Genomic DNA, 13,436 nt, shown 5'->3' with positions numbered 1-13,436 from the left:
CCGCCCCGCATAACGACCACCGGGGTCCCCCGTCACGCCGCCCCGGCGCGCCCCCACCGCGCCCCCACCCCAACGACGGACGGATCGGCCCGCTCCCCCTCCCGTACGGGGGCCGCCGCCAGTACCGTGGACGCGTGCATGAGGAAGCCCCCACCCCAGCCCCCACCACCCCGGCACCCGCTCCTTCCGCCCCCCTCCTCCCCCTCGCCCCTCCCGCACCTCTGCGGGTCCCGCCCCCGTCGACCGTCGCGGCGCACAGCACCACGACGGTCGAGCGGGGCTCGTTCTGCCTGGCCCGCTGCACCTGCGGCTGGTCGGGGCCGGCCCGCAGATCACGGGACCGGGCCCGCACCGACGCGGAAGAGCACCTCTCCACTCCCTGAAGCCCCCGGACGCCCGTGAACGCCGGCGGATTCCCGGGCTGTTCCGAGAAGTTCCGGGACATTCCCTGACACCCCAGGATGCTCCCGGACGTTCTCGAATGTTCCCGGACATTCTCGGACCGTCGCTCGTCCCGGCCGGAGGCCCGACCCGGAGGTCCCATGAACGCCCCCACCACGCCGACCCGCCGCACCGTGCTGGGCACCGGCCTCGCCGCGGCACTCGCCACCGCCACGGCCTGCGATCCGCCGGACCACGGCACCGGCGGCGGCACCGCGTCGGCCACGCCCCACCCCGCCCCGTCCGGGTCCGCCCCGTCCGGGTCCGCCTCACCGTCCCGCGCCGACTGGCCGGCGCTGGCCCGCGGCCTCGACGGCACCCTCGTACGGCCCGGCGACTCCGCGTACGCCACGGCCCGGCAGCTCTACAACACCCGGTTCGACGGGCTGAAGCCCGCGGCGGTGGCGTACGCGCGGCACGAGGACGACATCCGCGCCTGTCTGGACTTCGCCCGCTCGACCGACACCCCCGTGGCGATCCGCAGCGGCGGCCACTCCTACGCGGGCTGGTCCAGCGGCAACGGCCGCCTCGTCATCGACGTCTCCTCGCTCTCCCGGGTCGACCGCGACGGCACCGACAGCACCATCGGCGCGGGCGCCCGGCTCATCGACGTCTACCAGGGCCTCGCCCGGCACGGCCGCACCATCCCGGGCGGCTCCTGCCCCACCGTCGGGATCTCCGGCCTCACGCTCGGCGGCGGCCACGGCGTCGCGTCCCGTGCGTACGGTCTGACCTGCGACAGCCTCACCTCGGCCCGGATGGTCACCGCCGACGGCAGGACGGTCACCGCGGACGCCTCCCACCACCAGGACCTGTTCTGGGCGCTGCGCGGCGCGGGCAACGGCAACTTCGGCGTCATCACCGAACTCCGCTTCCGTACCCGCCCGGTCCCCCGAACGGTCAGCGCCTACCTCAGCTGGCCCTGGTCCCGCGCCCAAGCGGTCCTCGCCGCCTGGCAGGAGTGGGGCCCCGACCAGCCGGACGAGATCTGGTCCTCCGTCCACCTCGCCGCAGGTCCCGGCGGCGGCACCCCCACCCTCACGGTCGCCGCCTTCAGCCTCGGTACGTACGGGGACCTTCAGAACGCCGTCGACCGCCTCGCCGACCGAATAGGCGCCTCGGCCTCCTCCGTATCGCTGCGCCGCCGCAGCTACCAGGAGGCGATGCTCGTGTACGCGGGCTGCTCGGGCATCACGGACGCGCAGTGCCATCTGCCGGGTACGACACCGGGCCGTACGACGGACGGGGTCCTCCAGCGCGAGACGTACGCCGCCGCGTCCGACTTCTTCACCGGCTCGCTCCCCCCGGCGGGCCTGCGCGCCCTGATCGACCGTACGGAAGCGTTCACCCGGATCGGCGCGGCGCGTGAGCAGGGCGGAGGCGGCGGTTCCGTTGCCCTGACCGCGCTGGGCGGGGCCATCAACCGGGTCGACCCGCAGGCGACGGCGTTCGTCCACCGCCGCTCGCGGATGCTCGCCCAGTACATCGGTTCCTGGCGCCCCGACAGCTCCGGTCGTGCGCAACAGGAGTGGCTGAAAAACACTCATGGGGCGCTACGCCGATACGCGTCGGGAGCGGCGTACCAGAACTACGCGGACCCCCTGCTGACCGACTGGCGGACGGCCTACTACGGCACATCGGCGGACCGCCTCACACGGCTGAGGAAGCGGTACGACCCGACGGGCCTGTTCACTTTCCCCCAGGCGCTGTGAGGCGTTCCCCGAAGTTCCGAGGCCGCCCGGCACGGTGACGTCTCCGGGCTCGGGGCTCCGGTCTCCGTCCGGCACCGGTGACGTTCCCGGGCCCCGGCCTTCGGGCTCCGCCCTGCCCGCCGGCATTTCCGGCCTGCGGGCCCCGTCCTCCGCCCTGCCCGCCGGCATTTCCGGCCTGCGGGCCCCGTCCTCCGTCCGGCACGCCGGCCTTCGTCCGCACGGTGAAGTTCGCCGGGCACGACAAAGCCCCGAAGCCGTGAGGCCCCGGGGCGCCGGGTCGGATCCGAAGGGGGGAGGCCCGGACGATGCGAGGCCCGGATCAGGCCGCCAGGTCCTTCTCCCCCGCGTTGCCGCGGCCGGACCCCGGCCGCGGCTCGGGAATCCCGAGCGCGTCCTCACGCCCGTCGGCGGACGCGGCGCCGGGACGACGGGACCGTACGAGCCCGCCCACCCGTTCCGACCGGGAGACGGCCGTCACCAGCGGGGTCAGCAGCGCCATGGCCGGCGGGGCGAGCAGCAGGGCCACGGCCGTGCCGAGGGCCATGCCGCCGATCACGTCGGTGGGGTAGTGCACGCCCATGTAGACGCGGCAGAAACCTTCGACGAGCGCGAGCCCGAGGGCGACGAACCCGAACTTCCGGTTGGCCACGAAGAGTCCGACGGCGATGGCCATCGCCATCGTGGCGTGGTCGCTGACGAACGAGAAGTCCGTCTTGCCCTTCACCAGGACATCGAGACCGTCGTGGTCGTTGAACGGACGCGGCCGTTCCACGAAGCCACGGATCGGGATGTTGATGAGGAGGGCGATCCCTGCGGCGAGCGGTGCCCAGATGATCCCGGCGACGGCCGCCACCGAGTCCTCGGCCGTGCCGCGCCGGCGCATGCTCCACCAGCACCACAGGGCCACCAGGACCATGCCGAGCATGATCCCGTACTCACCGACGAACTCCATGACCCGGTCGAACCAGGGGGGAGCGGCCTTCGCCAGCCCGTTGATGTCGTAGAGCAGGCTGACGTCGGGGTTCGACCCATCGAGTGCGAGTCCAGCCATCTGCCGCGGCCCCTTGCCTTGTCTGCTGCCGCGACGCGCGTCCGCGCGCGCCGCATCGGTCGAACCCCCGTGTTCGGTGCGATCCGGATACCGCGGTCCAGCCGCTGCGGTCCCGTCACCCTGCGACCACGCTGTCGCACGACGTCCGGACCGGCGTCCGCATGGTCAGTGCGCATGCTGTCCCAGTTCAGGGAACGGCCTGTCCACCGTCTACGTTCCGCTCTCCACCGAATGATCACCATGACGTTATCGAAGAGTGACTCATCGTCGCAGCTCAGGGCCCAGGCTTCACGGAGAGTTCCGGCCACGGCCGACTCTCCGTCAGGCGCGACACCGAGCCCCGGCCCGGTCCCCGCCCGTTTCCGTCCCGGTCCCGTACCACTCCCCTCCCGCGCGCCTCCCGCTCCCCTTCCTCCCGCCGGTCAGGCGGAGGGAAGGTCCCGGGGAAGAGCGGCGGCGCCGTCCTTGGTGACCCGCGTCGCACCGAAGTAGTCGGGGGTGTCGATCTTGTCGAACCGGATCACGGACCCGGTGTACGGAGCGTTGATCATGTACCCGCCGCCGACGTAGAGCCCCACGTGCCGAATGGCCCGCGAATTGTTCAGGTCGTCGGAGAAGAACACCAGGTCCCCCGGCAGCAGCTCGTCCCGCGAGGGGTGCGGCCCGGCGTTGTACTGATCATTGGCCACACGCGGCAGGTCGATGTCGACGGTGCGGTACGCGGCCTGGGTCAGCCCGGAACAGTCGAACCGGCCGCCCTGCTCCTTCGTCCCGTTGCCGCCCCACAGATACGGGGTGCCCAGCCGGCCCTGCGCGAAGTAGATGGCACCGGCCGCCTGCCGGGACGGCTCGACGCGGCCGACGGGCCTGGCGAAGCTCTTCTCCAGGGACCGGATGATCTTGACGTAGTTCTGCGTCTCCGAGATCCCGGGGACCCCGCCCGCCTTGATCACCCGGTAGGCACCGGCGTTGTAGGCGGCCAGCATGTTGTCGGTGGGGTCGCCCGGGACCTTCTTCACGTACCCGGCGAGCTCACAGTCGTACGAGGCCGCGGACGGAATCGCGTCCGCCGGGTCCCATACGTCCCGGTCGCCGTCCTTGTCCCCGTCGACCCCGTGCGAAGCCCAGGTGCCGGGGATGAACTGCGCGATGCCCTGCGCGGCGGCGTGGCTCTGCGCCTTCGGGTTCCATCCGCTCTCCTGGTACAGCTGGGCGGCCAGGAGAGCCGGGTTGATGGCGGGACAGAGATTGCCCCACTTCTGCACCAGAGGCTGATACCGCGCCGGAACGGCCCCCTTGGCCAGCCCCACGGCACCACCGCCGCCGGCTCCCGCGATCCCGGCGGCGGCCGAGTACGTACCGACGACGAGCAGGGCCACGAAGCACATGGCCATCCCGACGCCGATCCCACCGATCACCCAAAATTTCCGCACCCCTCAACCATCCCCCATTCGTGCGTGGTTCAAGGGCGTTTTCGAGGGTGTGTACGAGTCGTTCGGGTCACCGGTGGGGCTGACCGACCCTCAGGACGCTCCGGCGGACCAGAAATCGGAGCGGACGTTGGGGCGGGGCAGCGGGTAGACGCCTTCGTACGCGGGCCCGTTCGGCTCAGCGGTGGGGTCGGCGACCTTCGACTCCTTCACGCAGGGGCTGTCCGCCTCGAAGAAGGCCTGGCCCTTGCCGCGAATGCTGACGCTGATGCCGAACCCGCTCTTCGTCACGGCGTAGACGGCGGGGAACACCTTGTCGGCGTTGACCGCCTTGATCCGGTAGTCGCTGTCCCGCCAGAACGTCTCCACCCGGTCCAGGAACATCTCCCGGCGGTCGGCGGACACGATGGTCATCACGGTCCGCCTGCGGGTCACCCCGCAGGCACGCGTGGTCGTGGGACCGTGCGCCCACTCGACCTCCGGGTCGATGCCCTCCAGTACCGCGTCGAGCATCTTGTCGGACTGTTCGGCGGCTTCCTGCATGTTCATACCGCTCTTCTTCCCCGCGTCCGTCCGCAGCGTGTCCTCGCTCCCGCAGCCGGACAGAGCGAGCCCGAGAGCAAGGGCCATCGCCACGATCGGGAACCTTCGCCTCACCTTTGTTCCTCCATCTTGAGCCGGTCGGAGTGCCCCGACACGATCAGAGCGATGCTGTCCGCCGAGACGGCGTCCCGTTCAGGATCGAAGTACTGCGAGTGCGCGTCCAGACTGACACCGCTGCCACTGATCACCGGCGGCCCGGGGTCCACGGGGAACCGCTGGGCCCCGAACGCCTTGCTCGCCGGGTCCTTGCCGAACCAGAGGTCATCGTCCCCCGGATCGGCCAGATCGCCCACCAGGTAGGAGACACCGGGACCGCCCGCGATGAGACCGATGGCCCCCACCGCGGCCTGCGTCTTGGACGGAAGCTTGGTCACCGGGTCATTGGCGGCGGCACCGACGAAGACGTGCCCGCTGCCGACCCCGAGGTCCACGGCATGGTCCACACCCACCCCGGGGCTGCCGACGAGGATGATGTCGTCGACCCCCGGAATGCCGCCCTCCCGCTTCGCCGCGGCACCGACGGTGCGTGAGCCGTAGGAGTGCCCGATGGCCGTCACATGCGGGTCCTTGTTCTGGTTGGTGGCCGCGATGCCGCCCATGAAGTCGCTGTAGGCCGCACCGCCCTTCTCCGCCCGTCCGGTACCCATCACCGCGAAGTACCCGCCCACACCGTCGCTGTCCGGCAGCTGCGGAGCGTCGTAGCCGAGCCAGACGATCGACGCGGTGGACTCGTCGTACCCCTGGGCACCGATGGCCGTGTCCCGGGCGCGCCCGAGGTCGTTCTTGGCGAACTCCTCGTCCAGGGAGGTGTTCAGCCCCGGCACGTACGCCGACACGTTCTTCGACGTGTCCGGGTTGCCGAACGAGACGATGGCCCTCCCGTTGCCCTCGTCCCCGATACCGATCAGGTACATCGGCGGCTGCTTCTTCTCCTTGAGCTGCCGGTCGATCTCCTTGAGACCGGCCAGCTGCTTCTGGGCCTTCTCGGTGTCCGTCTTCTCCAGCTTCCCGATCAGGTCCTGGAGGTTCTTGCGGTTGGCCGCGTCCCGGGCCTCGACCGGAATGCCGTCGAGGCTGCCGATCCGCTCCGGGCTCAGCTCGATGTACCGTTCGCGCTGCTCCTGCGACAGCCCGTCCCACCAGGACTTGCGCTGGGCCGCGGTGGCGTTCTGCGGGATGCGGTCGTTGAGGTAACCGCGCTCGGCCTCCTGCACCTTGGCGTCGACCCGGCCACCGGAACCGGGCATGCCCATTCCGGCGCCGCCACCGCCACCGGCGGCCTTGTTCAGGTCCCAGGCCGCACCGATGAAGTCGCCCCGGTCCCACTTGTCGCTCGCGTTCTGCGAGTCCCGGGTCCACTGGTCGACGATGCCCCGGCCGCTCTCGACCGGGTGGAGGACGGCGTCGACGATCCCGCTGACATCGCCCCCGAGCCCGTCACCGAGGAACCCGTCGATGAACCCGCCGTCGGAGCCACTGCCCGAGCCGCTGCCCCCGGCGCCACCGGATCTACCCGCGTCGACCGGCGTAGCGGAATCGCCCCCACCGGACGCGCCAGACCCTTCGGAACCACTGGAACCACCGGAGCCGCCGGCCCCGCCAGCACCGCCGGCGCTGCCCGATCCGCCGGAGCCGCCCGATCCGCCCGATCCGCCGGAGCCTCCCGCAGCGGCCGATCCGCCCGTGTCGGACCCACCGGACGCGTCGGACCCACCGGAGCCGGACCCACCGGACGTCGTGCCACCGGTGACGGTCGACCCCTCGGAGCCCGCGCCGCCGGAGGCCGAACCCTCGCCGCCCTGGCCGCCTCCGGAACCACCGCCGGCTTCCACACCCGTACCCGGAGCCGGGCACGAGCTGCCGGTCAACTCACAGATCGCACTCTGGAGCCGGCCGGACACCGACCCGCCGATACCCGTCGCCGTGATGGCGCCGACGAGGGCCACGACCACCAGGACCAGACCCAGGTACTCCAACGCGCTCTGGCCGTTGTCCCGGCGCAGTTTCATCATCCGGGCGACGCTGAACACCTGCTGCTCGGCGCGCTGTTCCCGACTCAGCCGGAACCACTCACGCGACCCGGGGCGTGTCAGCAACACCACGACGGCGGCGGGGACGACCAGCCGCGTCACCCCTTGCACCCCGGCGTCACCGCTCAGCGTGGCCAGCGCGCCGAGGATGAACCAGGCGTGTACGGCGAGCAGTCCACGCCAGATCCAGACACCCCCTGTACGCGCATACAGGGACAGCACGAAACCGCAGACGCCAGGCAGCGCGGCGTACAGAAGCATCCCGATCAGGTAGCCGTCGACGGCATCGACCGACGAGGCGACCGACAACACCTCGATCGCACCCACGATCGTGGCCACGAGGAGCACTTGGACGAGAATGAGCACCGCCTGCAGCGGGCGTGGCATCGCATGCCCACCCGGACGGACCGCGGCAGCGCTTACATCAACGCCGCCCGGAACCGCGACTCCTCGTATGCCAGACAAGACCAGTCCCCTACCTTGTGAGTGGGCGGCGCAGCGACAGATAAATCACTCCACGTATGCGACCACAGCGGCAGGGGACGCAGCATGGGTCCCTGGGCCCAATGCAGGGCTCAAAAACTTTGCCCGGTGGGCAAGTTGAGAGGGATTGCTCCGGTCACGGGGAGGACGCCACTGCCGCCCCGGCCGCGAGGGTCCCGGCGGACCAGAAGTCGGAGCGAATGTTGGGGCGGGGGATGTGTTCCATGCCCTCGTACGCGGGGGCGGTCGCCCTGCTGGTGGAGTCGGCCACTTCGGAGGGGGTGACGCAGGGGGTGTCGACCTCGAAGAACACTTGCCCCTCTCCGCCGACGATCAGACTTACTCCGAACCCCTCCGAGGTCTGAGCGAAGATCGCGGGAACATCCGCATCATTATTGACGGCCTTGATCGTGTAGCCACTCTTCCGCCAGAAGCGATCCACCACGCCCAGGAAGCTGCCGCGCCGCTCAGCCGACACGATGGTCATGACTGCGCGACGTCGAGTGACGTCACAACTGCCTGTACTCGTCGAGTCATGCGTCCAGCGCACTTGCGGTTGGAACTGCGCCAGCACTGAATCCAGCATTCCGTCGGCATGCTCTGCCGCCTCCTGCATATTCATGCCATTCCCATTCTCAGGATTTCCTGCGGAACCACCGGCGCAGCCCACTACTGACACACAAAGAAGAAAGGCGAACACCGCAAATCGAATCGGATGATTCATCGATGGCCCTCCACTTTCACTTTCTGGGAATTTCCTGAGGCGATGAGGGCGATACTGTTTGCTGATTGCGAATCCCTGACGGGGTCGAAGTATTGAGAGTGCGCATCAATGGAGAACCCTCGCGGACCGACGACCGGGGGCCCCTCATCCACACGAAATCGTTTCGCGCCGAACGCCGCACTTGCCGGGTCCTTGCCGAACCAGAGATCGTCACCTCCCCGGTCAGCAGCATCACCCGCCAGATAGGAGGCTGCAGGCCCCGCGAGAGCATGTTCGAAAACACCAATGAGGCTCTGCTGTTTGGACGGGATCTTTGTCACCACATCGTTCTGCGCCGCACCAACGAAGACATGGTCCTTCCCCACTCCAAGGTCTTCCGCGCGATCTACCCCCACCCCCGGACTGCCGACAAGAACGATGTCATCCACACCGGGGATGCCTCCCGCCTGCTGCGCGGCGGCCCCCACCGTCCGCGATCCGTACGAATGACCAATGGCGGTCAGGTGAGGGTCATCATTCTCGTTCGTGGCGGCCAATCCGCCCATGAACCCGTTGAAAGCACCACCCCCCTCTCCAGCCCTGCTATCTGCCGAGACCGCGAGGCTAGAAAACCCGTCAGGGCTCTGCGGCGCGTCGTATCCGAGCCAAACGATGGCCGTACTGGACGGATCGTGATATCGGGCGCCTTTAGCGGTATCGAAGGCGCGCTTGAGGTCATCCTTCGAAAACTCTTCATCCAGGGACGTATTCAGCCCCGGGACATAGGCCGCCACATTCCTCGACGTATCAGGGTTCCCGTACGAGACGATCGCCCGCCCGTTCCCCTCGTCGCCGATGCCGAGCAGGTACATCGGTGGGTCCCCCGCCCGGGGGACGGCCTGCAACTGCCGGTCGATCTCGCGCAGGGCCACCAACTTGGTCGCCGCCGCGTCATCGTCCAGCCCCTCCAACTTGCCGATGAGCAGACGCAGGTTGTCCCGGTTGGCCGCGTCCCGTACCAGGGCCGGGATCCCGTCCAGATTGCCGATCCGGTCCGGGTACACCGCGAGGTATTCCTCGCGCTGTTCGTCCGTCAGCCGGGCCCACCACTCCTTGCGCTCGGCCGGAGTCGCGTCGAGCGGGATGGCCTTCTCCAAGTAGCCGCCCGCCGCGTCCCGCACCGCGGCCGCGTCCGCCGCCGCGTCCGTCCACGTCGCGTCCGGGACCCTCAGCCCCTCCTCGGCCTTCAGCTTCCGGAGGATGTCCGCGTAGCGCCAGTCGGTCTCGGCGGCCGCCCGTACGGCCCGCACCACCCGGTCAGCGATGTCCTGGGCCTTTGCCCTGTTCGGGTTCGGCGCGACCAGCCCGGACGGCGCCACGAGCCCCGGCCCGGCCACCCCCGACGCCGTGCCGCCCTGTAGCGGACCGTCTCCGATCAGACCTTCCCCCGCCTCCGGATACGTCACCGAGCCGTCCGCGTGCACCGTGAACCCCAGCGCCGTCGCGTCGTCCAACGCGTCCCGCAACGCGCGCTGCTGGTCCTTCATCTCGTGGGCCAGACTGTTCAGCGCCGTACGCAGCAGGCCGCACTCCGTGTACACGTACTGGAAGTTCCGGGCGAGCCGGCGCAGCCGTCCGACCGCCGCCTCGGCCGCCTCGCCCCGCTGCGTCTCGCGGAGGCCGTTCAGGAGCTGCTTCTCGATACGGTCGCGGGCCGCGTCGGCCCGGTTCGCGGCCCGGCCCCACCCGTCGGCCGCGCCCTCCAGCTCGTCGCACTTCACCTGGCGCAACGTCGCCCACGTCAGGGTGGAGGACATACCGCCCACTCCACCGCGCGCCCCCTGCACCCCAGGCATCCCAGGCGCCTCAGACCCACCCCGCACCCCACTCACCGCGTCCCGCCACCGTGCGGCGACATCGGCGCGAAGGCGGACTTCACGGCTTCGTTCGTCTCGCCCTGGGCCCGTGCCACGGCCCGCAGTTTCCCGGCCAGGCTGTCGCACTCACCGCGGGCGGCCTCGATCCGCCGTTCCCAGGAATCCCGTACGGCGCCCAGTTCGGCCAGCGCCGCCAGCGCACCGGCTCCCGCCATCAGCCCCTCGTGGGCAGCCTCCAACTCCGCTGTCACCGGGCCCATATGCGTACGCAGGGCTTCCGCGCCCCCGGCGGCCCGCGTCCACGGACCGTCGCTGTGTCGCAGCTCCGTGCCGCCACCCGCCGGTCCCGCCAGATCGCTCAGCCTCTGCCGACCACCACTCACCCAGCCCACCCGCTCCCTGATCGTAGAGCGGCACTGTGCCAAATCGGAACGACGCGACACGCCGCTGTCATGTGCCGCAGTGTCTGCACTGCCCTTGCCGCATCAGGGCCCGCAAGGCGCGGGCGGGGTCCGATGCTTCACCCGAACGTGCCGTCTTCCGTTCCTACGCCTCATGGGACTCCGCCTCGCCCCGCCCTCCCCCGCACTCGACCCACAGGAGCTTCCCGTCCCGCCCCGGCAGTCCGCCCCGCATCGCGTACGCGCCCCAGTTGTCCGCGCAGAGGCTCACGAGGTGCAGACCACGCCCGTGCTCGGCGAGCTCCGGCTGCTGTTCCGCCCTCCGCACCCCGTCGAACGGAGCGGGTATCTCGGGATTCGTGTCCCACACGCTCAACCGGATACGTCGCCGCCCCGCTCCCCACAGCCGCAGCGCGTACTCGCCCGACGAGTAGCGGTACGCGTTGGTGACCAGCTCGCTCGCCAGCAGTTCCGCGGTCTCGCGGAGTTCGGTCAGCCCATGCGCGCGCAGCACCGTACGGAGGGTCGAACGGGCGATTCCGGGCGCACGCGGGTCCTGCGGGAGGTGGAGGGTGTAGGCCCAGGGCGGCGATACGGTGGCCACGGCCATGGAGGTCTCCGTTCACGGAGGGGGGTCGGTGGATCGGACAGCGAATCCCGGCGACAGGGCCACCCCGTCGAACAGGCGGCACCGGGCTGATGACCTTGGAAACGACACTAGGTTCGCGCAAGGATTCTTTGCACGCGATGGGCGGAATTCCCGCGGCGAATCACTCGTGTGAGTGATCGCGCAATCCACACGCCTCCCAGGAGGGTTCGCCATGGCAGGCAGGGCCGCACCGACCGCTCGTCGCAGCCGCCTCGGAGCGGAACTGCGCAGATTGCGCCGGCGAGCCGGACTGACCACCACTCAAGCAGCCGGTCTGCTGGGTACCAGTCCGGGTCAGCTGAGCAATATGGAGGTGGCGCGGTTCGGGGTGAGCGCCGAGCGCGTACGCGTCGCCGCCAGCGCCTACTCCTGCACCGATCAGGCCCTCATCGAGGCATTGGTCGCCATGACGGGTGACCGCAGGCGCGGCTGGTGGGAGGAGTACCGGGAGACGTTGCCGCCCGAACTGCTGGATCTGGCCGAGGTCGAGCACCACGGCACGGCTCTGTACGCGGCGCACAGCATCCACCTCCCCGGCCTGCTCCAGACCGTCGATCACGCGCGTGAGCTGCACCGTCAGGCAGTGCCCGAGATCTCCCCGCCGGAGATCGAGGACCGTGTCACGTACCAGGCCAGGCGTCAGGCCGCCCTGTACGGGAACAGGTCCGTCCCGTACCGGGCCTTCATCCATGAAGCCGCTCTCCGTATGAGGCTCGGCGGTCCCGCGGTGGCGCGCGCCCAGCTCCTCCACTTGCTGGAAGCGAGCGAGGCCGATCACGTGACGGTGCGTGTGATCCCGTTCGAAGCCACGTACTACCCGGGGCCCGGTCAGTCCGTCCACTACGTCCAGGGTCCCGTTCCCTGCCTGGACACCGTGCGGCTCGACCAGTCGCACGGCCCGCTGTTCCTCGATTCCGAGGCCGAGCTCACGCACTACCGGCTGCTGCTCGAACGGCTCGACGACGCGGCACTCGGCATCGAGGAATCCCGCGACCTGATCCACGGGATCGCCCGGTCCGTATGACGGAACCCCTCTCCCTCTGCCCCAGGGCCGAGAGGAGGAAGGGTGCCTGGTCCACCGCCGCAGGACCGGAACGGCCGGCGCGCGGGGTGTCGGAGCGACCGTTGGTGCCATCATCCGCTGATGCCCCCGGAGAAGATCAGCCCGACGACCGCGGCCTCGGCCGCCGGCACCTGGAGTCTCGGCGACCTGACGGTCAACCGCATCGGCTACGGCACGATGCGCCTCACGGAGAACGCCGACGGCACCCCCCTCGACCGCGACCGGGCCCTCACCGTCCTGCGCCGGGCGCTCGAACTGGGCGTGAACCACATCGACACCGCCGCCTTCTACTTCTCGCCGCTGCGCTCGGCCAACGAGCTGATCAACCGGGCGCTGGCCCCGTACCCGGACGATCTCGTCATCACCACCAAGGTCGGCCCCGGACGCGACACGTGGGGCGCATGGCACTGGGCCACCCCGGAGCAGCTGCGCGGCCAGGTCGAGGAGAACCTGCGCCAGCTCGGCCGCGACCACCTCGACGTGGTGAACCTGCGCGTCCCCCGCAAGGAGACCTCGGGGTCGATCGCCGCCCACTTCGGCGCACTGGCCGAACTCCGCGAGGCCGGGCTCATCCGCCACCTGGGCATCTCCAACGCCCGCCCCGACCACCTCGCCGAGGCCCTGGCCATCGCCCCGGTGGTCTGTGTCCAGAACGCGTACGCGGTCGGCGCGCCGCGCGAGGAGCACGAGTTCCTGGACGCCTGCGGTGCGCGGGGCATCGCCTACGTACCGTTCTTCGCCATCGCCGGGGCGGGCCGCGAGACGGGCGCGGCCTCCACCGACAACGAACGGGTGCTCTCCGTGGCCCACGCGCACGGGGTGACTGCCGCTCAGGTCCGCCTGGCGTGGACGCTGAACCGCGGTCCCCACGTCCTGGCCATCCCGGGCACCGGCAACCCCGACCACCTGGCCGACAACGTGGCCGCCGGCGCACTCCGGCTCACCGCCGACGAGCTGTCCCTGCTCGAAGCTCCGGCCGACGACGAGGCGTAG

12 protein-coding genes are annotated in these 13,436 nt (G+C 70.3%); 4 read left to right on the top strand and 8 right to left on the bottom strand.

Annotated elements, in window-relative coordinates:
* Window positions 1-134 precede the first annotated feature (134 nt).
* A complete protein-coding gene (locus OG251_RS21595) occupies window positions 135-383 on the top strand; it encodes a hypothetical protein (RefSeq protein WP_326681539.1) in 249 nt (82 codons plus the stop codon).
* A gap of 159 nt (window positions 384-542) precedes the next feature.
* Entirely contained in the window at window positions 543-2,153 is a 1,611-nt protein-coding gene (locus tag OG251_RS21590) for an FAD-binding oxidoreductase (protein WP_326678716.1), read from the top strand.
* A 319-nt stretch (window positions 2,154-2,472) separates the two neighbouring features.
* Here OG251_RS21590 and OG251_RS21585 read toward each other — a convergent pair whose 3' ends face one another.
* From OG251_RS21585 to OG251_RS21550, 8 genes are all read right to left on the bottom strand, one after another.
* Window positions 2,473-3,204, bottom strand: a complete 732-nt coding sequence (locus OG251_RS21585; RefSeq protein WP_326678715.1) for a phosphatase PAP2 family protein — start codon at window positions 3,202-3,204, stop codon at window positions 2,473-2,475.
* A 422-nt stretch (window positions 3,205-3,626) separates the two neighbouring features.
* Window positions 3,627-4,622, bottom strand: a complete 996-nt coding sequence (locus tag OG251_RS21580; RefSeq protein WP_329935605.1) for a C40 family peptidase — start codon at window positions 4,620-4,622, stop codon at window positions 3,627-3,629.
* Between the two features lie 105 nt (window positions 4,623-4,727).
* Entirely contained in the window at window positions 4,728-5,264 is a 537-nt protein-coding gene (locus tag OG251_RS21575; protein WP_326681345.1) for a hypothetical protein, read from the bottom strand.
* Window positions 5,265-5,287: 23 nt separating this feature from the next.
* Window positions 5,288-7,654 (bottom strand): alpha/beta hydrolase, encoded by a 2,367-nt coding sequence (locus tag OG251_RS21570; protein WP_326678713.1) that lies wholly within the window; start codon window positions 7,652-7,654, stop codon window positions 5,288-5,290.
* Window positions 7,655-7,886: 232 nt separating this feature from the next.
* Window positions 7,887-8,474 (bottom strand): hypothetical protein, encoded by a 588-nt coding sequence (locus tag OG251_RS21565; protein WP_442818355.1) that lies wholly within the window; start codon window positions 8,472-8,474, stop codon window positions 7,887-7,889.
* Window positions 8,471-10,270 carry an alpha/beta hydrolase gene (locus OG251_RS21560; RefSeq protein WP_326678712.1) on the bottom strand — a complete coding sequence of 600 codons (1,800 nt, stop codon included), beginning with the start codon at window positions 10,268-10,270 and terminating at the stop codon, window positions 8,471-8,473. The genes OG251_RS21565 and OG251_RS21560 overlap by 4 nt, the downstream gene beginning before the upstream one ends.
* Before the next feature lie 71 nt (window positions 10,271-10,341).
* Window positions 10,342-10,713, bottom strand: a complete 372-nt coding sequence (locus OG251_RS21555) for a hypothetical protein (protein ID WP_326678711.1) — start codon at window positions 10,711-10,713, stop codon at window positions 10,342-10,344.
* A gap of 163 nt (window positions 10,714-10,876) precedes the next feature.
* On the bottom strand, window positions 10,877-11,341 hold the full coding sequence (locus OG251_RS21550) for an ATP-binding protein (protein WP_326678710.1): 465 nt from the start codon (window positions 11,339-11,341) through the stop codon (window positions 10,877-10,879).
* A gap of 211 nt (window positions 11,342-11,552) precedes the next feature.
* Between OG251_RS21550 and OG251_RS21545 the strand changes: the two genes are divergently transcribed.
* Together OG251_RS21545 and OG251_RS21540 are read left to right on the top strand one after the other, a co-directional pair.
* Window positions 11,553-12,404 carry a DUF5753 domain-containing protein gene (locus tag OG251_RS21545; RefSeq protein ID WP_326678709.1) on the top strand — a complete coding sequence of 284 codons (852 nt, stop codon included), beginning with the start codon at window positions 11,553-11,555 and terminating at the stop codon, window positions 12,402-12,404.
* Between the two features lie 120 nt (window positions 12,405-12,524).
* Window positions 12,525-13,436: an aldo/keto reductase gene (locus OG251_RS21540; protein WP_326678708.1), complete on the top strand. Its 912-nt coding sequence runs from the start codon at window positions 12,525-12,527 to the stop codon at window positions 13,434-13,436.

The sequence above is a fragment of the Streptomyces sp. NBC_01237 genome (assembly GCF_035917275.1).
Classification (GTDB): domain Bacteria; phylum Actinomycetota; class Actinomycetes; order Streptomycetales; family Streptomycetaceae; genus Streptomyces.
This window is presented reverse-complemented; position numbering and strand designations above follow the sequence as displayed.

Excerpts from the sequence above, each read along its gene's own strand:
- OG251_RS21590 (WP_326678716.1), top strand. The coding sequence starts at position 543 with ATGAACGCCCCCACCACGCCGACCCGCCGCACCGTGCTGGGCACCGGC.
- OG251_RS21585 (WP_326678715.1), bottom strand. The coding sequence starts at position 3,204 with ATGGCTGGACTCGCACTCGATGGGTCGAACCCCGACGTCAGCCTGCTC.
- OG251_RS21575 (WP_326681345.1), bottom strand. The coding sequence starts at position 5,264 with ATGGCCCTTGCTCTCGGGCTCGCTCTGTCCGGCTGCGGGAGCGAGGAC.
- OG251_RS21570 (WP_326678713.1), bottom strand. The coding sequence starts at position 7,654 with ATGCCACGCCCGCTGCAGGCGGTGCTCATTCTCGTCCAAGTGCTCCTC.
- OG251_RS21565 (WP_442818355.1), bottom strand. The coding sequence starts at position 8,474 with ATGAATCATCCGATTCGATTTGCGGTGTTCGCCTTTCTTCTTTGTGTG.
- OG251_RS21560 (WP_326678712.1), bottom strand. The coding sequence starts at position 10,270 with ATGTCCTCCACCCTGACGTGGGCGACGTTGCGCCAGGTGAAGTGCGAC.
- OG251_RS21550 (WP_326678710.1), bottom strand. The coding sequence starts at position 11,341 with ATGGCCGTGGCCACCGTATCGCCGCCCTGGGCCTACACCCTCCACCTC.
- OG251_RS21545 (WP_326678709.1), top strand. The coding sequence starts at position 11,553 with ATGGCAGGCAGGGCCGCACCGACCGCTCGTCGCAGCCGCCTCGGAGCG.
- OG251_RS21540 (WP_326678708.1), top strand. The coding sequence starts at position 12,525 with ATGCCCCCGGAGAAGATCAGCCCGACGACCGCGGCCTCGGCCGCCGGC.